The sequence below is a fragment of the Candidatus Kryptoniota bacterium genome (genome assembly GCA_036567965.1).
Lineage (GTDB): Bacteria > Bacteroidota > Ignavibacteria > Kryptoniales > JAKASW01 > JAKASW01.
The window spans coordinates 20,987-44,449 of record DATCTN010000021.1; the positions used below are offsets into that span (position 1 = coordinate 20,987).

At 51.0% G+C, this 23,463-nt stretch carries 14 protein-coding genes; 13 read left to right on the plus strand and 1 reads right to left on the minus strand.

Annotated features, from left to right (window positions below; genetic code table 11):
* The first annotated feature begins 800 nt into the window (after window positions 1-800).
* The 13 genes from VIS48_08415 (at window position 801) to VIS48_08475 (ending at window position 21,050) form a co-directional block, all read left to right on the plus strand.
* On the plus strand, window positions 801-1,166 hold the full coding sequence (locus VIS48_08415) for a hypothetical protein (protein HEY9166167.1): 366 nt from the start codon (window positions 801-803) through the stop codon (window positions 1,164-1,166).
* A gap of 76 nt (window positions 1,167-1,242) precedes the next feature.
* Window positions 1,243-3,021, plus strand: coding sequence for a hypothetical protein (locus VIS48_08420; GenBank protein ID HEY9166168.1), 1,779 nt, complete (start codon window positions 1,243-1,245; stop codon window positions 3,019-3,021).
* 71 nt (window positions 3,022-3,092) lie between these two features.
* Window positions 3,093-5,375 (plus strand): T9SS type A sorting domain-containing protein, encoded by a 2,283-nt coding sequence (locus VIS48_08425; GenBank protein HEY9166169.1) that lies wholly within the window; start codon window positions 3,093-3,095, stop codon window positions 5,373-5,375.
* Window positions 5,372-5,884 carry a hypothetical protein gene (locus VIS48_08430; GenBank protein ID HEY9166170.1) on the plus strand — a complete coding sequence of 171 codons (513 nt, stop codon included), beginning with the start codon at window positions 5,372-5,374 and terminating at the stop codon, window positions 5,882-5,884. Before VIS48_08425 ends, VIS48_08430 begins: the two co-directional genes overlap by 4 nt.
* A complete protein-coding gene (locus tag VIS48_08435; GenBank protein HEY9166171.1) occupies window positions 5,881-6,495 on the plus strand; it encodes a hypothetical protein in 615 nt (204 codons plus the stop codon). Before VIS48_08430 ends, VIS48_08435 begins: the two co-directional genes overlap by 4 nt.
* A 10-nt stretch (window positions 6,496-6,505) precedes the next feature.
* The gene (locus tag VIS48_08440; protein ID HEY9166172.1) at window positions 6,506-7,084 is read left to right on the plus strand and encodes a hypothetical protein; all 579 of its coding nucleotides are present in this window, start codon (window positions 6,506-6,508) and stop codon (window positions 7,082-7,084) included.
* An 85-nt stretch (window positions 7,085-7,169) separates the two neighbouring features.
* Window positions 7,170-7,721, plus strand: a complete 552-nt coding sequence (locus VIS48_08445; protein ID HEY9166173.1) for a hypothetical protein — start codon at window positions 7,170-7,172, stop codon at window positions 7,719-7,721.
* 181 nt (window positions 7,722-7,902) lie between these two features.
* On the plus strand, window positions 7,903-8,754 hold the full coding sequence (locus VIS48_08450; protein ID HEY9166174.1) for a hypothetical protein: 852 nt from the start codon (window positions 7,903-7,905) through the stop codon (window positions 8,752-8,754).
* 397 nt (window positions 8,755-9,151) lie between these two features.
* Window positions 9,152-12,631 carry a tetratricopeptide repeat protein gene (locus VIS48_08455; protein ID HEY9166175.1) on the plus strand — a complete coding sequence of 1,160 codons (3,480 nt, stop codon included), beginning with the start codon at window positions 9,152-9,154 and terminating at the stop codon, window positions 12,629-12,631.
* A gap of 941 nt (window positions 12,632-13,572) precedes the next feature.
* Window positions 13,573-14,826: an MFS transporter gene (locus tag VIS48_08460; GenBank protein HEY9166176.1), complete on the plus strand. Its 1,254-nt coding sequence runs from the start codon at window positions 13,573-13,575 to the stop codon at window positions 14,824-14,826.
* A 229-nt stretch (window positions 14,827-15,055) separates the two neighbouring features.
* Window positions 15,056-18,130 carry a cellulase family glycosylhydrolase gene (locus VIS48_08465; GenBank protein HEY9166177.1) on the plus strand — a complete coding sequence of 1,025 codons (3,075 nt, stop codon included), beginning with the start codon at window positions 15,056-15,058 and terminating at the stop codon, window positions 18,128-18,130.
* Window positions 18,131-18,268: 138 nt separating this feature from the next.
* Window positions 18,269-18,907: a tetratricopeptide repeat protein gene (locus VIS48_08470; GenBank protein HEY9166178.1), complete on the plus strand. Its 639-nt coding sequence runs from the start codon at window positions 18,269-18,271 to the stop codon at window positions 18,905-18,907.
* Between the two features lie 217 nt (window positions 18,908-19,124).
* Complete coding sequence (locus VIS48_08475; GenBank protein HEY9166179.1) at window positions 19,125-21,050, plus strand: AMP-binding protein; 1,926 nt, start codon at window positions 19,125-19,127, stop codon at window positions 21,048-21,050.
* Window positions 21,051-21,108: 58 nt separating this feature from the next.
* Here the strand turns inward: VIS48_08475 and VIS48_08480 are convergent, their stop codons facing one another.
* On the minus strand, window positions 21,109-22,887 hold the full coding sequence (locus VIS48_08480) for an ABC transporter ATP-binding protein (GenBank protein ID HEY9166180.1): 1,779 nt from the start codon (window positions 22,885-22,887) through the stop codon (window positions 21,109-21,111).
* Window positions 22,888-23,463 lie beyond the last annotated feature (576 nt).

Sequence of the window (23,463 nt, forward strand, 5' to 3'; positions counted from 1 at the left end):
AAGGTAGTGGGCTTTTTCAAACAGATTTGACATCGACAAATTCTCTCACGGTCATTCCCGTCCGCATGCAAGATCGACGGTCAGATCGTAGGGACGTGCTCTTAGTCCCGTCGAAATATTTGTATGTCGGGATCCCGACCGAGGTCGGGACGGGAATCCATCTCCTCTTTTCCATTTGGATTCCCGATGCCGCCTTGCGGCATGCCGTGAGCGCTTTTTGCGCCATCCCGACATATAAATAATTCTGACGGGACATACTCGTATAGAATAATTGAGCGGCATAGGAGTGTTCGTGAATAACAATGTGTCATTTTCAAATGCGATAGAGCACTCAACGATGGGACATATTGGTAGCGTCAAAGTAGGCCGCTACCCAAGATTATCATAATTTGCTATTGACGGGTACAGGGGATAAATTTAGTGGAAGTGTGATCATGTCAGGAAAAGGGTGTGGACAAGCAAACTGTCAAAGGAGCCCCTAAGAACTGCGTATCCGGGCGAAGAAATAACAAAAGGGAGGGCAAGAATTCGCCTGTGGCGGACGTCAGCCCCCCCGAAGTGACGCTCTACAATCGGCCATCGATGGCTGCCTGCGCCGCGGGTTCAATCCCTCTTCCAATCATTTCAATACACGTCCCAACAAATTCACTTCAAGACCTCCATTACTATCGGTGCAGGCGGTATGAGATATGAGGGATCGAAGTGCTGCGTGATTTCATGAGACGGAGAAGTCCGGCGACAGATGTCCGGGATCTGATCCTGGGGCAAGAGACTACCACGATAAGAATGAGGTAGCAGCAATGAGGACCATGTTATGTATAATCCTCGTATTCGTCTCTGTCATCTTCGTCGCAGGACTGCCTGTATCCATCGCACAAGACAGATGCAGAGCGAGTGCAGCGATCGTTTTGATAGTGCTTCCTTCCGCACAAGTCGAAGACGGTCTGATCGAGAAGACATTTGATTCTTGTTTCGCACGGGGTGTCGACCTTTTTCGGAATGCGGGAATAACTTTTCACGTGTCGGGCGGATTTACACTTCAAATGAAATTTTTGGGGAGAGCGGCCACTTTCGGGATGCAATTCCGTAAACACGGAATCAGGTCCCTCGTGGAGAGAGAATTCAACAATGTTACGACCGTCGAGATAGTCCACCTCGAAGGCTGACAATTTCAACGCGCAGAATCATCGTGAATGTAATTTGAATGATACGCAGAAGGAGTATAACAATTTGAGATCGGTCATGAATACTATGCCGTTAGCACCCTCCTCTTGCGCGGGAGGACTGAGCCGCGAAGGGAAGGCACGCAAAGTTTGCTTCGGAAAATTACTCGTTGAAGCGGGCTTATTCCTGATCCTCTTCGGAAGGATTTCATTCGCTCAAGGAGTAGGAATCAGCGAAACAACAATCACTCCTGATCCGACGGCCATACTTGAGCTGAGATATTCGTCCGGAACGTTCAAGGGATTCCTGGCACCTCGGATGACTACTGCGAATAGAACCAGTATTAGTAGTCCGGCGGAAGGGCTTCTGGTTTATGATGTGAGTACCAAATCCTTTTATTATTACGACGGCGGCTGGATTGCGATTTCCGCAACCAACTCTACTCTTGGTGTAGCAAATGGCGGCACTGGTCTATCGTCGATTACAGCAAACGACCTGATGTATGGCAACGGAACAAGTGCAGTCTCCCTACTGACGCCGGGAGGTACGACCGGTGCGCTCCTGATGAACACTGTGTCGGGAGCACCCAGCTGGTCGCTCCTGAGTTCTTTGCCTAGCAGTGCGGGCGCTTTGCCTATCGCCAACGGCGGGACAAATTCGAGTGCCGCACTGTCGGGATCATCCATCATGATCTCAAACGGTACCGCGGTTGTACAAGGCGCTGCAGGAACAACAACACAAGTCTTACATGGCAACGCCGGCGGAGCCCCGTCTTACAGTCAAGTCAGTTTGTCCGCAGACGTTGCCGGCAACTTACCTGTTACAAATCTTAATAGCGGAACAGGCGCTTCCGGCACCACTTTCTGGCGCGGCGATGGAACATGGGCTACTGTTGCAGCTAGTGGTGGTGGTACGGTGACTACTTTTTCAGCTGGCACCTTAAGTCCGTTGTTCACGACATCGGTAGCAACACCAACAAGCACGCCTGCTCTGTCATTCACTCTTTCAAATGCCGGAGCCTACTCTATTTTGGGTAATAGGTCCAACGCAAGCGCCGCGCCTTCTTACACGTCAACTCCGATTGTGAGCACTATGGGGTTGGCGGGAAGTACAAGCGGAGTGATAACCATGCAGCCCCAGACAGCAGCCGGCACTTACAACTTCAATTTTCCGACAAGCGCCGGCACATCCGGTCAGCCACTAATAAGTGGTGGAGGTGGCGCTAACGCAATGACATTTGGAACATTGGGCGTTGCCGCGGGCGGAACAGGATTAATCTCAGGAAACTCGGGAGGAATACTCGGATTTACGGCTGCGGGAACAATTGCCTCTTCAGCTGCTCTCACCGCTAACGGAGTTGTGATCGGAGGCGGTGCAGGGGCGACGCCGACATCTACAGCTGTGGGAACCACTGGTCAGGTGTTGACGGGGACCGGTGCCGCACCAACTTGGCAAGCGCCCATCACGGCGACGACTTCCTCAGGCGCCCTTGGTGCTGATGTCACGATGGTGACGGCAGGAACATGGTACACTGGCGCTTCCATAACCCCGGGCGCAGGTACTTGGCTCATCACCGGGTCAATTACAATGGGTAAAGCAAACGGGACAGCTGACGTGGAATACGCCAGGATTTGGGATGGTACGACAGTTTACGCGTCAGGTCAGGCTCACAATCCTGGAGTCAATCCTCACGCGACGACTATTACAATGACTTGCACGGTGACGACTGGAGCCGGCACCACGGTATCTGTTCAAGGGACATCTTCAGTAGCGAATGGTTTGATTAAAGCGGCATTAACTGGGAACGGCCAGGGTAACAATGCAACCAGGATTATTGCTGTCAAAATTGCTCCGTGAACGGTATCTGGTTGTGAATGCATATTTGATTCAGGCGCCCAAACGGAGGCGGCCCGGCAGATGGAAGAATATTGAGGACACTTGAAAGATTGATTCAACTAATCAAAGCCGACGGAAAGTTTAATTTCTCAATAGCACCATATCTAGTCGGTGCTTTGTTGATCTGGCTCCCGAATGTCTCGATGGGACAGGTGCTATCCAACAACAGCGCCGTTGTGTCACTGACTTCTGGCGCCTTCGTCGTCTCTATGGATGTCGGAAACGCGAGCGGCACAATAGCGAACAACGGGACTATTCAACTCAGCGGGTCTTATACAAACGGCGGCACGACCAGCGGAAATGGAACATTTCAGCTCGGCGGTGACTGGACCAACAATGGAACCTTTTCCGCGGGATCAGGAACCTTGACATTTAACGGCACGGCATTGCAGCATATGGGCGGTTCGGCGTCAGCCCAGAACTTCAATAATGTAATCGTCAGTAACTCATCCGGCGTAGTGCTTGGTGGTTCTGGAAGTTTCACCATTAACGGCTCAATGACAATTAGCAACGGCTCGAGTTTAGATCTTCCAACCGGGCCTGTACTTACATTTGGATCCGGCGCATCCATTACAACAACCGGAACTGGAAAGATAATTCTTCAGTCCGGTTCGAATTATGTAAATCTCAGCAGCAGCGCGCCGACGCTTCAGGCGCAAACCAATATCGCAGGGAGTGCAGGATGGCGAATGCTGGCGTCTCCCGACAATGTCACCGTCGGTTCAATGTTCGCAGCTCCTTTCGTCACACAGGGCTTCACGGGTTCGAGCTATCCTTCATTACAACCCAACCTCCTCTGGTGGGATGAGACGAGCCAGGGCTCTTCACTCCAGGCGTGGAGAGATCCATCTTCGACTTCCGATGGCGTGGCGCTCGGTAGAGGCTATATGTTCTATGTGTTCGACGGGGCACAGAGATCAGATACCGCCAGCATCAATTATAGTGACGTACTTCCACTCACGATGAGCGCGTCGGGTACGGAGCAGCCACTGACCACGGCATTTGATTTTGGCGTAACTGCCACCACACGATCAGCCGGCGGGCCGTCAGACACAACGTACGTCGATACTAATGCCGTGGATTACGGATGGAACCTTGTCGGCAATCCGACTCCCTCGACGATCGACTGGGATGCTTCTCCGGGTTGGACAAAGGCGAATATGGATGGGACTATTTACATCTGGGATCCGGCCGACACGAGCGGTGGATACAAGACCTGGAATGGGACAACCGGGAACCTCGGCAGCGGACTTGTTGCGCCATTTCAGGCTTTCTGGGTAAAGGCGAACGGCGCCGGTCCGTCTCTGAAATGCGACAATGGTGTGAAGTCGACCGGCGGCAGTTTTCTCGGGAAGATAGCAATGGATTCGGCAAAGGGGAGTCCACTTAAAAAGTTGACTAAGGATTCATCGCCGGTGCATTCTCTTGTGAAGGTTGCCAGCGATTCCACGGCCCGGCCGCCTGTTCTTCGTCTCGATCTCCTAAGCAATGGAATACAAACCCAAGCGTACTTTATGTTCAGAGATGCGGGAAAACTGACGTACGATCCGTACGACGCATTTAGTTTAGTCCCGCCGTCCGACAAGTATTTGATTCTGTATTCCGTCGCCGGACAAGGCCAGCCTGCGATGCAAATTCAGGATCTGCCGGACACCGGCTTCGCTGATCCATTCATCTTGCCACTGTACGTCGGGGGAACAAAAGGAGGACAACCGCTCGACGGATCGTTCACGCTGCGCTGGACTTTCGAAGGACAAATTCCGTCCGGTTGGAGTATCGCGCTCATGGATGATTCCACGGGCAAAGCCTACAACATGGTACAGGAGGGCGAGTTGACATTTCGATACAACACGCCGCCCGATCTGGTTCCGTCAGGCGGTAATTTCTTGCAGAAGAAATCTAGTCTTGCATCTACCCAACGATCGCCGGCTGTGCTGCCACGGCCGGTCGTACATACCGTGCCTGTCTCTAAGTTGTCGAAGGGCGCCGGTACATCGATCCGTTTCCGTGTCGCAATTTCGGCGCGCAACGATTTCGCGGGCTATTTGCCCAGCACTCCCGACCTGGCACAGAACTATCCGAACCCGTTCAATCCGTCCACGAACATTTCTTTCTGGGTTCCGTCCCCCACTCGAGTAACGATCCAGGTGTTCAATGTCCTGGGTCAGAGGGTCGCCACCGTCACGGACCGGGAGTATCCGACGGGCAAATATTTAGTTACATGGACCGCAAGGGGCGCGGCGAGTGGTGTCTATTTTTGCCGTATGATTGCTGGAACTCATGTGCAAACAAAAAAGATGGTCCTGGTCCGATGACAAGATTCTTCGGATGCCTCATCACGGTATGCGTGCTGACGTGCGCCGTCGCTTGCGCTCAATCGCTAAAGGCGCATCAGGCAATAGCAACGATCACTGCTACTGCAACTGTGGTAGGAAATCTCGACATGATCGTGATGAAAGATCTCGAATTCGATATTTCCACTCTCTCGCCTACTGAAATTGTCCTGAATCCGCAAACCGACCCGCGTTCCGGAGAAATCAAGATAGTCGGCAATCCTAACGGTCTAGTGCGAGTGACGAACGAAATGGAATCTGTTCTCCAGCACGAGAGTGGCGAATCGCAGCTATACTTCACGTACAACCTGAGCGGAAGTTCGTCCGATGTCCAGAGCGAATCGACCCTCCTCACACAGAACAATGAAATCAGGCTGAGTGACCGGGGCGTGTATTATGTCTGGATTGGAGGTCAACTCTCGGGCATTGAAGACATCATCCCTGGTAATTATGCGATGGACCTTACTATCGAGGTGGAATACCTCCCATGACTCCTCTCGCACGCACAATCCAACAGATGGGAATGATACTTCTGTTGACCGTATTTCAGTGCCGCCAGGGAGCGGCACAAAAAATAAATTTCGGAGCCTATACAACTTCTCAGGGCATCACTTTGAACGTCAGCGGAGACTTGAACTTCAACGACAAAGAGCCTGTAATCGTCAGCAACAGCAATGAGACTGTGACTATCGCCTTGAACGACAACGAGTCACAGTATATCCAAATCGTCGGAGATGCCACAAGGGATATTACGATAACGATTATGGCTCCTTCGTATCTCACCGTCGGTGCGGGTGGTCCGGGCAACCAGGTATCATTCAACTGTCAATTCGCGTATTCGAACCTTGGATCAGACACTGTGTCAGCCGCAAAAGCAGTTGCGGTCCAGGTACCTTCAGGTTTTACGGCAATTACGCTGCCTATGCTTCGGCGGGCATCGGGTACACCACTTCCGCCACCGACACCAGCGCACGGTGGTTATACACCTCCCTCCGCGACAGCATATCTATTTCTCTATGGTTCGCTGGGACCGGTGGGAAATGTTACACCTGGAATTTATTCGGGAACGATCAATGTCAGCGTTGATTACACGACATATTGATGCTAGTAATATGACAAGCTACGGATCGGTCACCGCATGGGTGATCGTGCTGGCCATTGCAGTAATGACACTGACTGCCGGGATTCCACTTGAGAGCGAGGCCCAGGTAAAACCGACTCTCAAGATCAAAGTGAACGTCGAATCGTCAGTGGGCATATCAAAGATGGATGCGGGGATGAAGGGTTTGCTTATTGAGGAGTCGCCTTTTCTCAAAGACCTTATCTCCGGAGAATTTGGTGAGCGCGATACCGTGAGCCTTAGCTCAGGTTACGCGATCTCAGCGTACGAAAACATAAGTGTTCTCGTGACGGTCACGACTCCCGGGCTGATTAGAGACGGGAACCCGAATTCACCACGGATCACTTGCGGTTACTTGAACGATGGGACTACTTATTTCAGGCGAGCTACAATCACGAACAAGAGTGCCATAGACTTCCGGTTAAGGAACAACAGTTTATTGAAACGTTCTATGAAGACAAGGAATCCACTTTTTGTGGCATATGTGTTTTTTTTAATCCATCAGCAAAAGGAGGAAATGGGAAATGAATATCCGTTGCCGATCTCGACCGTAACTGTCGAGTTCATCTAGGAAAGATGATCCTTGAGGAAAGATTTTTCCGCAAAGAGAAGAAATAATTTTGAACAACAAATAACCAAGTACAAAGGAGGTACTTATGTTGCGTAAACTGCAATTCGCCGCGCTCATCGCGATTGTCACGATGATATGCAGCGAGAACTCTTTCGCGCAAACGGGTTATGCGAAGACCCAGAATATTAACGCAAGCGCGAATATCTTTGCTACAATCACCCTTGCTTCTGCCGCAAATGTTGACTTCAGTAATATCAACGTGGGGCAGATACCGACGATAGATCCAACCGTAGCAGCATCAAGTTGGACAAACGTCGGAGCAAGTGCCACGCTCGGAGGATTCACGGTCGCAGGAAGTAATGGTGCGAACGTCACTGTGTCTTGGACAACCCAAGACCTGAGTGATGGCGCGTCCCATTCTGTGACATACTCCCCGTTGGTTTCCTATGGGGCCACTCAGGTGGGATCTACGTCAGTTGCCAGCGGAACGACGCACATACCCTTGGGGGCGACAGCAATGCCACTGTACATAGGCGGTCATCTGTACCAGCAGGGCACGTCAAACCCTGTTCCAGCAGCCCAGACGGCCGGAACATACACCGGCACCGTGACCTTCACCGTCGATTATGTACTGTGAAGAAGACGTAATGCGCGATTCATTTCCAGTTGAATGAAAGGCGCGAGGGGAGGCCCTTTTGCAGAGGGCTTCCCTTGTTTTTACCAAGTTCAGAGATTCGTTCATATGGATGCTCTCTCGGTGGCAGGTGTCAATTGCATCGGGTCCGGCGGTTTAACTTAGAATACATTGGAGGACGCTCATGAAACACATGATCAGAAGTTCAGCTTTGGCAGCGACAATCATCAATTTGATAATGTTTTCTTTCGGAGTAGAAGCTTCGTACTCCCAGGTTAGTGTAGCTCCGTCGTCAGTCTTCATTCACGGCAAAGGCGGCATCGGCAACCTTTACATAACGAACAACTCTTCAACCCCACAGGAAATCAGCATAGACTTCACTTTTGGGTATCCGGGCGCAGACAGTGCAGGGAACCCGGTGATGAACTACAACGATACTATTGCAGCCCAAGCTTATGCCCTGAATCCATTTATAAAGGCATATCCGAAAGCTTTTACTCTGAACCCTGGCGAAGAGCAGACCGTCAGATTTCAGGTGCGCACGAACGGTTCCGTTAGGAATGCTTTTTATTTTACAAGAGTAAAAGTCACTTCGAATCAAAAATCTGCAGAGATCGAAAGAAAACAGAGCGACTCGGTAGCAGCTCAAGTCAGATTCAGGTTTAATCAGATACTTCCCGTTTTCTATCAAAAGGGAGATGTTTCGACAGGCTTGACAATCCACGACGTAAGCACTCTGATCAATAATGATACGCTTGAGGCTGTTGCGGATGTCGAGCGCACTGGGACTGCACCCTTCATCGGAAGCGTCAGAGCGGAGCTTTTTTCTCCTGCAAATGAAAGGGTAGCACTATTCGAATCAACCATCTCAATCTATTTTAGAATGAAAGACAAGATGGAACTTGACCTGTCCAAGGCAGGAAAAGGGCCGCATCGGTTAGTGCTGACATATGAGACGAAACGCTCAGACGTCTCAGCGGAGGACCTGCTGCAGACACTCCCGGTATCAAAAGAAGTAACAGTGAATCTTCCGTAATGGGCGCGATGCAGATTCGTGATTGCGAGTCTGCAGATCTCGGCCGAAGCAATCCCATACTAGGAGCCAGATTGCAGACTGCAGCTATTCCGCTCACTAATTTTGGGCGAGGATGCCTGGAATCTTGAGGGGGCGCCTCATCGCTGAGCTCACCCCGCCTATGGCAGGGCTTGTCGCAATTAAGGTGTTAAAGCGTTTCACAGCATGCCTTGAAGGGTCGACGGACTACCTTAAAACGTGTCGTACGGTGACCGAGGCGTGACGAAAGAGTGTAACCGGCAAATGCTTGTCAGGACAATCAGCTTGCGGGTTGAATTGGGATACATCGCCAGTGTGTGACTTGCCCATGTCAGGAGAATCTCGTCACGCTGTGGGAGTCGTCCTCGCGGTGCTAGGCATGACATCTGCCTTTTCTTTCCTTGCGCCGTCTCAGTCGTTGAGTCAACAATCTCCGCAATATGAAGAAGTTGTCTTCGGATTCACTTTAAAAGAACTGGGAAGTTACAATATATCGGTGGCCGTCAAGAACGACAGGATTTACCTTCCCGTTATGGAATTGTTCAACATTTTCGAAGTGTATTTTACGATCGAGGGACAAAACGTCATAAAGGGAACGTACCTCTCTTCAAAATTTCCGCTGGTCATCGATCCGGTAAATAGGATTGTTACGCTTGGTGATAAAAGATACGGACTTGCACCGGATGAGATTTTTAAAGGTGACATGGATATCTATATGTCCCCGGAAAAATTCGGAGAGATTTTCGGCGTCAACAGCACAGTTAATATGAACCGGCTTCAGATAATCGCCGAGACTGACAAAGAACTCCCCGCACTCGTTCGCAGGAGAACTCTATTGGAGCGATCGGAGACGATGAGCACCGCCGTGGTGCCGGTGAAATATCCGCTCAGGTTCGATCGCGAGCGTTCGCTAATCGACGGCGCAGTGCTGGACTATAACATCACTAATTCACTGAACGGTCTCTCATCGCAGGCAACCAGCATGACGTTTACCGGCGGAGGAGAAGTCGCGGGAGGCGATGTGCAGGGGAGCCTTATCGCTGGCACTGGCCAGACCCCATCATACAGCGACGTTCGCTGGCGCTATGTCGTGCGGGAGAATAAATATTTCAGCTCGTTCGCGGCGGGTCAGATCCTCACAAGCAGTGAGTTCATCCCGAGGGTCACCGGCATCGCACTCTCGAACGAACCGGTTGAACCGCGAGTCATGTTTGACAACTACGTGGTTGACGGATATACAGAGCCGGAGTCCGATGTCGAGTTGTATCTTAACGATCGCCTCATCGATTTCCAGCGAGCAGATGCGGCGGGATACTACCGCTTCCAGTTCCCGCTTATGTACGGGACGATGCGCTTGGCAGTGAAAACCTTCTCTAAATACGGCGACATCAACGTGGAGGAGAAGCAGGTTCAAGTCCCCTTCTCGTTTGTGCCGGGCGGCGTGCTGAGTTACGACATCCAAGCCGGGAAGGCGGATGAGAGTACCGTGGCGGCGAAGGATGTGTATTTGGGCGATGCCAATTTTCTTTTCGGCGCCACCAACTGGCTGACGATCAATGGCGGCCTCGAGCAGAGTCTCAACAGCGGCCTCGGGAAACTCATCTATCATGGTGGATTCTCATCCCGATTGTTCTCACAATACATTGTCGATATGGATCTTGCGCCAGACGCATATTATCGACTGGACGCAAACACTCTTTTCGCCTCGAACGCGGGCGTGTTCGTCCAGTACGCGAAATACATGTTGACTGATACGGTCATCGGCACGATGCCGCAACAGAACGCGAGTCTCGCACTCTACCTGCCGCTCACGTTCATCTCTCCCGGCACGGGGTTCAGGCTCTCCGAGGATTACATTGATGCGGAGCCGGGCAAACGTCTGTCACCGCGATTCGATCTCTCGACGCGTCTTACCGATGTACAGCTGCTGATAAGTTATAGTGAGGTGACGAACGGTTCGGGCGTGCGCCCGTTGAACTTTGCCGGCGATGGGCTTGTCGCGGTTACAGCTATGTACTCACTTCCAAGAGGATCAATTCTGCCTGCATTCCTGAGGGCTTTTTTGTTGCGCGGGCAGGCAAGCTACGACCTGGGTGCAAAAACCTTCCAGGATGTGACCCTGCAAGCCTCGAAAACGTTCGCTCAGGTCTTCCAGTTCAACCTGGGAGTCACGCACAATGTTGCTGCCCACCTGACAACTGTTGAGGCCGGACTAATCATGGACCTGGATGTAACGCGCGAATCTTCGGTCTTTGATGTATCGAGCGGGACCAGCACCTCGCGTCACTCGCTCTACGGTTCGGTAGGAGTCGATCGCAACAGAGTGTCATTTTCAAACCGAGAAGAGATCGGGAAGGGCGGCGTCGATGTGATACTGTTCGTCGATAACAATGATAATGGCGTGTATGATGCAGGCGATGAGTTGATCCCCGCGAAAGGTGTCAAGCTAGATGGCATGGGGAAAGTCGAACTCGGAAGCGACAGTGTCATACACGTGTCGCAGCTGGAAAGCTATTTCAGATACAATCTTGAAGTCGACAGGCAGCAGATTGATCCTAATCTGGTTCCGACAACTGACAAGTTCTCTTTTGTTGCCGACCCGAATCAATTCAAGCGAATCGAGATCCCGTTTTACCGTGGAGGGACGATTTCGGGAACCGTCTATCTTGAAAAAGACGGAAGTCGTACACCGTTAAGCGGAACCCGCGTCATCTTGCGATCGACCGAAGGGACTTACGGCGATACCCTTCATACGTTTGCCGACGGCGGTTTCTACGCCATGAATATCGCACCCGGGAATTACACCCTCTCGGTGGATTCCACGCAGCTTCAATTCCTCGGGGCGATGCAGGAGGACGGTCCCTTGGACCTTACCGTGCATCGTTCTCAAGAGGGTGATGTCATCGATACTCTTGAAATTGTAATTGTAAACCGGGGGTGGAAGATCAATCTCAACGTGGAAGACGAAGCGCAGAGATTGATTTCGAGACTGAATGAATTGGAAATGAGGTGGGCAGCAGCAAAACAGAGGGGAGACAGTTTGAGACAGGCGATAAACGCGGAGGGTGTAGCGGCCGCCGAAAAGCAGATGACGTGGCCGGAAACAAAAACGCCAAACAAATCGGCAGTCGGAGGAAAAGACTTGATCACTGATTACCAGAATGCATTGAGGGAATTTGCGCACGAGGATTTTGACGGTGCGGCTGTTGCGCTTCAAGAAATATTGGATCGGAACCCGCCAGATGATATTACTGACCACTGCCACTACTGGATCGGAGAATGCAAGTATGCGGCGAAGGAATATGGGGAGGCCCTGCGGGAATTCACCGAGGTGCTCAGTTTCGGATCATCTGTGAAGAAGGGCGACGCGCAGTTCATGATCGGACGATGTTACGAAAGAATGGGCAAAAGGGATCAAGCAATAGAGGCCTTCCGAATAGTTGTGAGACACTATCCGATGAACGAAAATGTCGATAGGGCAAATGAGAACATTGCCAGACTGGTAAAGTACGAAAACGGCTTGGTGGCTTTCAATTCGGAAAATTACACCGATGCAGCAATGGCATTTAGGGAAATTCTGATTGAAAAAGTGCCGGACGACATTGCTGCTCACTGTTATTACTGGATCGGGGAATCGCAATTCGCGGCACGGAATTATCGGGAAGCGCTTCAGGAATTCCGGAAAATACTCACTTCCAGGCGATCTGTGAAGATAGGGGACGCGCTCTTCATGATCGGCCGATGTTTCGAGAAGATGGGGGAGAAGGCGAAGGCAAGAGAGACTTTTCAGAAGCTCGTGGAAGACTACCCAATGAATGGAAACGTCAAGACGGCAAAGAAACACCTGTCCAAATTGTAAAATACTGATCGTCACAATTGGCCGCCCATAGAATTGTGATGCACCCGGCATTGCACTACTCCTCACATGCAGCGGCGCCCACCCCTCCACATTTCCACATAATCACCATAACACATTTTGCACCCGGATGACTCTCTGTTAGCCAGCCTATTCCAACTGGAACCATCCTCGTCTTGAAATGGTTGTCTACTATTAATCGAGAAGGACTTTTTTCCTAATCATCGAGTTGCGACATCACTGAACCATGGAGCCAATAGAGACCTGGACATTTGATTCTGACCAGCCTTCCGCAAAGTTATCACATCCTATCTTACATTAGGAAAGGAATATCGTCATGGGCAAGCTGTCCCTGGGTATTGCAGTGGCAATTTGTGTATCAGCTCCTTAAGTTTATTCTCAATATTTCCGGAGACAGACCTTCGGACCCTACGGTGGTACAGTTCAATCTATTCTTACAACCGGATCAGACACGGTGTTCACCGGTACTTACGGCGGCCTTTTCCGATCTGTTGATGATGCGGCGAGCTGGAGTCTGTCGGGTCACAGCACAGGGTGTATCGGGAGAGAAATTTCTATCCACGAAGAAATTGATGCTTGTAAAATGATAAGAGATGGATTCAGGCGGGACTTTCAAGTGCTACTTAATAGTTTAAACATACATATCATGCATAGTCGGTCGAACGAGAAATTTGACCGGTCGGATATTTTTTTCAAGATCTGCCCGAGTTCCGTTTGCACATCGCCGTACGGGCGCATAAATTATTCGGTTCGATTTGTTGATGGAAAAAGTCTCAAAATGAACAGGCTTCTTTTCCGGCGGCTTCATCGTTCGAATTACGGTTCCACGTTTGATTGAGTAGGTTTGATATTTCAGAAATGAACCAGGATCAATAGGGCAGCCAGCGGAATCTGAGACCGCGACCTGCCGGAGGAGGATTCAATTGGAAAAGCCCGCTTTCAAGGTATATGGTTATCGGTGGCTTATACTGCTGGTGTACATGCTGGTCGCAGCATTTAACCAGTTGGTCTGGATAACATTCGCTCCAATCACTGACTCCGCCGCAGCATTCTACGGTGTCTCGCAGCTCGACATCGGACTTCTCTCGATGAGTTTCATGATTGCTTATCTTGTCGTTTCCATCCCGGCTTCATGGGTGATCGACACGTACGGTTATCGAGTTGCAGTGGGCATCGGTGCGGCGCTTACAGGCATCTTCGGTTTGATGCGCGGAATGGTCGCGTCGAATTTCACTCTCGTGATGATCGCGCAAATTGGAACGGCAGTGGGACAGCCATTTATCCTGAATGCCCTGACAAAAGTTGCGGCCCGCTGGTTCCCAATCCAGGAACGCGCGACCGCGTCTGGACTCGGCTCACTCGCAATGTACATCGGAATACTTGCGGGCCTCGCTCTGACACCTCCCCTTGCGTTAAGCGCAGGGATGACCAACATGCTGATGTACTACGGGATCGGTGCGATTGCCGCCGCCGTAGTATTCATTCTGCTCGCGCGAGAACATCCCGCGACTCCTCCGGGTCCCCCTGAACTCGAGGAACGCGCGCTCATGTTCGACGGGATGAAACAAATTCTGCGGAAGAAAAACTTCATATTCCTCATGGCAATCTTCTTCGTAGGACTCGGTGTATTCAACAGCGTGACAACATGGATCGAGGATATAATTGGTCCCCGGGGCTTCACTGCAACTCAGGCAGGGAATGCAGGCGGCCTCATGATCGTTGGAGGCATAGTCGGAGCCGTAATACTTCCTACTCTTTCCGACCGTTATCGAAAGAGAGTGCCGTTCATTATTCTCGGGTTGGCGGGCACTGTTCCGGGACTGCTCGGCATTACCTTCGCGAGTACCGTCGGACTTCTGTACGCTTCATGTTTCGCGCTTGGATTCTTTCTTTTGAGCTGCGGACCGATCGGGTTTCAATATGGCGCGGAGATCGGTAGGCCGACACCTGAAGGAACTTCTAACGGTCTCCTCCTCCTCATGGGCCAGATATCGGGAATCGCATTCATTTTCGCCATGGACAGTTTTAGGGTGGGTCCCGCCGGCTCGATGACACCATCTCTGCTCGCAATGATCGGGCTTATTATCGTGGGCCTGCTGTTCGCGACAAGGCTCAGGGAGTCGGATCTTGTCGGGAATGTGGCGTTGCAATCGCGACAGGTCTCGGAACCAACTTGATCGCCGGGAAATCCTGCGCTTCGCGGATTCGCTCATTGCCTTCACTCTAACGCCCGGACTGTCCTTTCGATTCGCATGAGCATCGGGAGGTTCGCAGACATGGAGATTCATGTCGTCGCAATAACTCCTTAGTTTGACTCGCTACCCGGTCGTTCGCAATTTCCAATTCTTGTCCATAACTTTCACAGTCGGTTTAACTCATATCACGAAACTAACTGCGAATTCTGCCATGACAAAGAATTTACTTCGTTCTACCGCATACGTTGTTCTTCTCCTTATCTTCACCTCGATCCAGGCTTCCGGGAAGATCGTCGTATTTTATGAAAAGGGCTTCCCATCGGTCGATAATGGCGTTATCTCACGTGAATCGCTCGAGAAAGCATTTGCACAGGCCGATGCGAGGTTCGTCAACCTCGACGAGCTCAAAAGCAATCTGCACACCGGCGACCTTTTGGTTTTGCCGTTTGGTTCGGCTTTTCCCGCTGATGCGTGGGACGCGATCCGTGATCATTTGAATCACGGCAACCTGCTGATACTCGGAGGAAGACCGCTTTATGTCCCGGTGTACCATGATAGCGGTGGATGGCGTACGGAGAATGCGCAAAACACTTACTCGCACAACCTTGGAATAATGTATTCGTATGCCGTTACCGAGCACGGTCCGTGGAAATTGAAGTGGGATGAAGATGCGCCGTTCTTCCATGAAGCTTCCCTCAATCCCAGACAAGTCTTTGCTAACGCGGGTTTCGGCTGGAGATATAGGGGAGTCGGATTTCTTGTCGACACGCAGGGCGACCGGCTCGCTGCTCCGATCGTCGCCGACGACGCCGTGGGCAGAGCTCAACCTGCACGCAGAGCCGTGTTTCTGAGTTTCGATTCAGAGTCTTCCTACTGGGCCTCGGGGGATGGGATCGAGTTAATGCGCGAAGCCGCTGCTTACGCTTCTCAGGGCGGCGTTCGGATCTGGCTCGATATCCAGCAGCTCACAGTGGATCAGGGCGGACATGTTTCCGGAGCAGTGGATGTCCTTCGAAACGGTGAACCCGCGAAACTCACTCTTGAAATCATGTCAGGTTCGAAGGTGATTGAGTCTCGGACGACTTCCTGCGGAAACTTACTGCACGAGGAGATCGGGCTTCATTCACCGCTGAATAAACCCGGCCTGTACCTGGTGCGGGCAACACTGTCGCACGGTGACACGGCGTTTGATAGGTACACCTCAGGTGTCGAAGTCCGGGATGAAGAGCTTCTCCAATCGGGTGACAAACTCTCTGCAGGACGCGATTATTTTCTTCGCGATGGCAAGCCTTATTTGATGACCGGTACGAATTATTTTTCAACCGATCCTAACACATCAGACTTTTTTGTCGGCGGCAGTCTCGGAGGGAATGCTTATGTCTGGGAACGGGACTTTACCGAAATGGAACGGCAGGGAATCACAGTTGTCAGGACAGGAACATGGCTCAACCGTGCAAGGTATCTCGACGAGGTCACTGGTGCGGCGGACGAACGCTTGCTTCGTGCAATCGAGGCTTACCTCGACGCGGCCGCACGTCACCACATGCAGGTGATATTCACTCTGTTCGCGTTTGATCCCCAGGTTGAGTTGCAGCAGGGACAAGGGCAGGAAGGAGACATGCTTGGACCGGGGTCAAACCCATACCTCGATCCCGTTGCTGTCGATGCGGAAACCGAGTACGTCAAGACAATCGCCTCGAGATTTTCCTCAGTTCCGTTTCTTAGCTTTGACCTGATCAATGAGCCGAGTTTCAGTAATCCGAAAATGATTTGGAAGGGCAACTCACCAAACGGCGATCCTAACGAACTGGCAGGATGGCATGAATGGCTTCAAAAGCGGTATGCCTCGATCGATACGCTTGCGAGCGCATGGCATGTCTCGCCAGCTGAGCTGGGGAATTTTGAGAATGTTCCCGTCCCGGCCGCAACCGACATGGAGCTTTCGAGGTACGGGAACACAACGACCATCCGGGCGTTGGACTTTAACCTGTTCGCGCAGGACGCATTCATCAAATGGACCGATACGATCATACAGGCAATCCGTTCCACCGGATCCAAACAACTGGTGACCGTAGGTCAGGACGAGGGTGGAGTCGTTGATCGTGTGCTGGCACAGTTCTGGGCCAACTCAGATGTTGACTTTACTGTCAATCACACATGGTGGCACGATGATGCGCTTCTGTGGAGCTCGATGGCTTCAAAGACCACATTCAAGCCGAACCTGATTGAAGAGACTGGTCCTCAACCTGTATGGAACATGGATGGTAGGTGGAGGTGGGATGACGCCGGCGGGACTGGGCTCATCGAAAGGAAACTGGTCCTCGGATTCGCCGGCGGCAACGCCGGAACGATCCAGTGGGACTGGTCGCGAAGCGATGACTTCGGCCTTCTGAGACGCGACGGCTCCTACAAAGATTGGATGGAAGTAATGAAAGGGTTGGGCACTTTTGCCCACGATGCGGAAAGCTACGCGACCTCAGTGGAGCAACCTGAAATTGCCATAGTCTTTCCGCAGTCGCTTCAACTGTCTCCGTTTGGAAAGTTCTCGATTCTCGCACAGGGAAACGCCGTGCGAGCGCTTTATCAGCACGCACGCGGATCAGCATTCGTCGTCGGCGAGTATCAACTTTCTCAAATGCCCCCTGCGAAACTGATCATCGTTCCATCTCCGTGGATCTTAACGACGAAGGCCTGGGACGTACTCATGGACAAGGTGTCAAGCGGGGCAACAGTCCTATTCTCGGGACGTGCGGACGCTGACGAACATTGGCTGGCAGATCCCTCGCGCACCAAGTCGTGGGACGTCCATTACTCATACGAAGACTTGACGTCGCGTGAGGCAGAACTCAGGTGGCCGGGTGACTCTGCGCGACTCAGCTATCCGGACGACATAACAACTTATTTGCAGCGCGGCGTTCTCCCGGGCGACAACACATTTCTTGACATTCCTGTGGGACGCGGCCACTTGTTCTATTTTGCGTTACCTCTGGAATTGTCGACTCAGCTCGACGCGGTGGGCAGAATATACAAGTATGCGATGGACAAAGCCGGAATAACAGCACCTTACACAACAACTTGCGACGATCCGGGAATACTTATTTGTCCTACACGGCTTCCGAATGCAACGCTCTATGTCCTGACTTCTGAAAGCTCTAATGACAGCATGGTCAGCTTCCATGATAACCTCAGCGGGGCAAATGTGAGAATAAATATTTCCCCCGGAAGAGCGGCTCTCCTCCTGGTGGACAGAAACGGGAATATCAAAGCGACCTACAACGCAAAGTAATTTCCCCGGTCGGCTGCAGTTGGCACGTTGCACACGCATGCTTCCAACGTAGGTCTCTTACTGCCGGCGAATAAATTCGCTCTTGGGCCAGTCGGCACTTTATGCATTTTGTTTTCCCGGATGTTAATTTAATCTGCGATGGAACAGGAGGCTGTCTTATATTTCGTCGAGATCGTTTCGGGTTTCGCTCTGGGGGCGTTCATAAATATGCAGGTCGTCTTACCTCTCTTCTACAAATTTCCTAAAGCGCTGGTCCTGTGGGCGAGAAAAAAACTCCTGTACCGCGCCGTCCTTGTCAACCTTGTCCCGCCGGTAATATGGATTGTGATCTTCTTTCTCGTTTATCTCTTTTTCCCGGTCATCTTCTTGACCGATTTCGTGGATAGCATGGAGTTTGCTGGCGGCGTCGCCGGAGGAGTGGCTATATTCTCCGGTTACTCAGTTCTCACAAAAAGAGGCCGGCTCCATCTCAAATATGATTTTTTCAATCGGACGAGACGGCACATTGCAACTGCAGGAATCATGGAGTACCTGGTTCTCGCGAACGAGAGCTTGAAGTTCAAACAATACGAGCGCGCAATAAAAATATTCAGACAGGCAGATGCGATCGAACCGGGAAATCCAACCGTTCATCTCGGACTCGGATTGTGCTACATTGGCGTCCTTAGCTTTAAAGAGGCACTCAAGGAATATGAGTACCTCTCCAACAGAAGCCCGAACGCTGCAACTAAACTTTATGGTGCACTCATGAAAGTGGGAAAGGCGCCACTGGGTTGATGAAATCCCAAATCGGATCGGTCACCCATTTCCCCCCAGGCATAAGCATGTTGATGTGTGCGGATTCAGGTGCGCACATTCTCCCAGACTCGATGTCTTGTATTTTTCCGTAAAATGCCAGGAATAAATCTCGGTGAATCTTGCAACTTATAAAGCCTGCTAAACTGAACCGCAATTTTATCCCCATAATTCTATTATTAAACGAGGTTGAGGAATCATGACAAACTCAACGCCGAAGACAATCCCACACCTCTTCGAAATGAGTGTAGCAAAGTTTTCCTCGAACATTATGCTGTGGGAAAAGAAAACCGATAAGTATGTCGGGACAACCTACCAGGACATCCGGGAAGTTGTCCATAAGTGTGGCGCCGGCTTAATGAGTATCGGAATTCGGAAGGGAGATAGGATCGCACTTATTTCCGAGGGGAGAAATGATTGGGTCGTCGCCGAACTCGGGATCCTTTTTGCCGGAGCCATCAACGTCCCTCTCTCTGTGAAGATCGAAGAACTTTCCGAGCTGAAGTTCCGGCTTGCACATTCAGGCACTAAGATGATAATCGTGTCCGGTGCCCAGCTGGGGAAAATTCGACAGGTTAGAAAAGACCTTCCCCAGATAGAGAAAGTCATCGTTCTCGATGGTGAAGCTGCAGGCGCCAATGATGAAATGTCTTTTTCTGAGTTGCTTCTCAAGGGCGAATCCTACCTGAGGGCTTACGGTGGCGAGTTCGAGGCCAGATGGAAGTCCGTGGCGGAAAACGATCCCGCTAATATTTGCTACACTTCGGGCACTACCGCCGATCCGAAAGGGATTATTCTGACTCATCGGAATTATACATCGAACACCGAACAATCATCCAAACTCCTCAACGTACCCGAGTCCTTTTGCTCGCTTACTATTCTTCCGTGGGACCACTGCTTCGCTCACACGGCGAACATATACGCTCTCATGTACAACGGTGCGAGCCTCGCATCGGTCCAGGTTGGTAAATCACCGATGGAGACATTGAAGAATATCCCGCTGAACATCAAGGAGACAAGACCTCATTTCCTCTTGAGCGTCCCGTCTCTTGCGAAGAATTTCAGGAAGAATATTGAGAAGGGAATTCACGAGAAAGGAGAACGGATAGAGAAGCTCTTCAAGCGCGCGCTCAAAGTCGCATATGCCTACAATGGAAACGGGTGGAACAAAGGTAAGAACGCATCGCTCATGACGAAGCTCGAATACGACCTTTACGACTTTCTGATTTTCAGGAAAATCAGGAAGAGCTTCGGCGGGCGGCTCGAATTCTTCATAGGTGGAGGTGCATTGCTTGACATCGAACTCCAGCGCTTCTTTTATGCGATTGGGATTCCCATGTTCCAGGGATACGGGCTAACTGAAGCTTCGCCGGTAATCTCCGCGAACGTCCCTCAACGGCATAAACTGGGCTCGTCCGGGACCGTTGTCTCCGATCTTGCTCTGCGTATCTGTGACGAAGAGGGAAGAGATCTGCCCGCAGGGATGCAAGGCGAAATCGTGGTGAAGGGGGAGAACGTGATGGCTGGATACTGGCGCAACAACAAAGCGACAAGCGAGACTATCTGCGACGGTTGGCTGCACACCGGCGACCTCGGGTATCTTGATGAAGATGGATTCCTGTTCGTCCTGGGCCGCGAGAAGAGTCTGCTGATAAGTCACGACGGCGAGAAGTACAGCCCGGAAGGGATCGAGGAGGCGATCACCGATAACTCCCGCTACATAGATCAGATTCTTCTTTACAATAATCAATCTCCGTATACCGTCGCGCTTCTTGTGCCGAACAAAGATGCGATGGTTTCGTATCTCAAGAACGTAAACCTCTCTCAAGATACCGACGAAGGGCCGGCCGCCGCGCTGAAACTGCTGGATTCGGAGATCGGCGAGTATAGGAAAGGCGGAAAGTTTTCGGGCGAGTTTCCGGAGCGATGGCTCCCCTCCGCGATCGCGGTTCTGGGTGAGGGTTTCACAGAACAAAATAGATTTCTTAACAGCACGTTGAAGATGGTTCGTGGAAAGATAACTGAATTCTACAAAGACCGGATAGATTTTTTGTTCTCAGCCGAAGGGAAAGATATCTGCAATAAGCAGAACAGGGCGATCATCAAGAAGATTGGAATGCCTTGAATCGACTAGATCTGAGGCTTTGGAATCGCCCTAGAGAATTCTGCGATCAGCAGAAATATTATTGTTGCAGCAATTTGAACTTGTAAAACTCGCCTTTCGCGTTAATCAAATCATCATGCGTTCCCGATTCGACGATGGTGCCGTTCTTCATTACCATTATCCTGCTGGCATTCCTTATCGTCGAGAGCCGGTGTGCCACGATGAATGTGGTACGGCCATTCACGAGCCTTCGGATTGCCTCCTGGATCAACGATTCCGATACGACGTCCAGCGACGATGTCGCCTCGTCCAGAACGATCACTTTCGGATCACGGACGAGCGCACGGGCAATCGAGATTCGCTGGCGTTGTCCGCCGGACAATCGGGCGCCGTGCTCGCCAAGTGCAGTATCAAGACCCTGCGGAAGCCTTGAAACGAATTCTGCGGCATTTGCGAATTCCAGTACTTCCCAGAGCCGGGCGTCCTTTAAGCCGTCAAGGCCGTAAAGGATATTCTCGCGCACCGATCCGCTGAATAAGAGAGTTGTCTGGGGAACAACCGCAAGAAACCGCCTGTATCGCCTGAGATCGAGTTCCTGCATATCCTTTCCGTCAAGAAGTATTCTGCCTGACGTGGGCCGCCGGAATCCGATGACAAGGTTCATGAGTGTTGACTTCCCGGACCCCGACTCTCCGACAAATGCAACCGATTCGCCCGATGGTATCTGGATCGAAATCCCTTTAAGCGCCGGCTGCTCGGCGCCCGGGTACCTGTAAATAACGTTTTCAAATGTGAAGCTCCCGGTTACGGACGTGACGGCTTTCTTCCCTTCGTTTTGTTCGATGTCGGGAGACTCCAGGATTTCTCCGATCGAACGTATCGATTCGAATCCGCGCGCAAGATCGGGATAAGAATTAAGTATCAGGTTGACCGCTCCCACTATCATCGCGAAGTAACTTTGGAACAGGACCACGTCACCGACCGTTATCACTTTCCGGTAAGCCAGCACGGAGGTGAACATCAGGCAGACGAGCATTACAATCTGGAAAGAGGTCCACGAGCTCGCGCCGAAGAGAGCCCCGATCACTTCGAGCTTTATTCCTTTGCGTTTTACATTCTCGAGCCTTGAATTCATCTTGCGCACTTCAACGTCCTCAACAGCGTGAGCCCTGGTAACAGGGATCATCTGAATCATCTCAACGACATTCGCTGAGAGCGACTCGATCTCTGTCCTGTATTCTCTGTTCCTTGAAGTCATCTTTTTTGAAAAAATAAAAACAAGGCTGGAAGAAACGGGTACGGAAACTATATAAAAGACCGCGACTAACGGCTGACTGAAGACGGTTACCGAGAATGCCACGATGATCGTCAGGATTGCCGGGAAAACAGAATTCATCAGATTGCGCGAAAGTATCTCGAGAGTCTCGACGTCTCTCAAGACTTTTGTCTGCAGACGTCCGGATTGAAAACTGTCGTGAAATGATATTGAGAGCTCCTGGAGTCGTCTCACTATCGAGGATCTTAAATTCAATTGCATAGTATTCAATGCGGTACTGAAGACCCTCACGTAAAGCGTGTGCGTCGGTATATTCTGTAATATTATCGCGAAGAAAATCATTCCGACAACCCATAGGTCGTGGATTGTATATCTGGCCGTGTCGCTGATTATGTTTATCATTCGTGCGATAATGATCGGCAGGATCCAGACGGGGGAGTGTTTTATGGCAAATAGGATGATCGACAGGACGATCTTCAGGTATTGACCCCTGTATATGTGAAGGAGATTTCTTAAAGGATGCACGCTGCTGTAATCCAGCTCGAGATTCGAGTAGTCTTTTTCAGGCAGCTGGTCTTTCAATCCTTTGTCCTGACGAAATTGAGAATGCTGTTTATGGATCAATATTATTCTGGATCGCGAAAGAAACAATCGCATCAGAGGATTGAACGGCCTCCAGATGGACCATTGCTTGAAAGATCCTCAACTCTCCTCCCCGAAAGTGGATATCACTTTTTATTTTGAGGAGAGATTGAATATTTCAGAATCAATCTCTAAGATGTGTTGTTGTGTGCTTCGGTGCGGCAGGTGGGCGTTTGATTTGGAAGAAGTCTAAGTAAATGGACGCGAGTCTTGGACTACCGGACGGCCACGAAATCGGCCTCTGCCCATGTTATTCCGGTGTAGTCGTGAACACTATTGCAGGCTTCTGACATAGCTGTGATGAATCGAGACGTGACATTCACCGAATCATTAATCATGTGTTAAAGTTTGAGAAGGGAATGCCGATGATGCTAGTAAACGATGCGGGCAACCTTTTTAGAAGACAACAAGGCTTTTTTTGTGCATATATTTTTGGAACCGCTTCCAGAACAAAGTTCGTCGTGGGTGAAGTCTCAATCCGAACGACAGCAATTTCTGAAAGGTCACACTCAATTG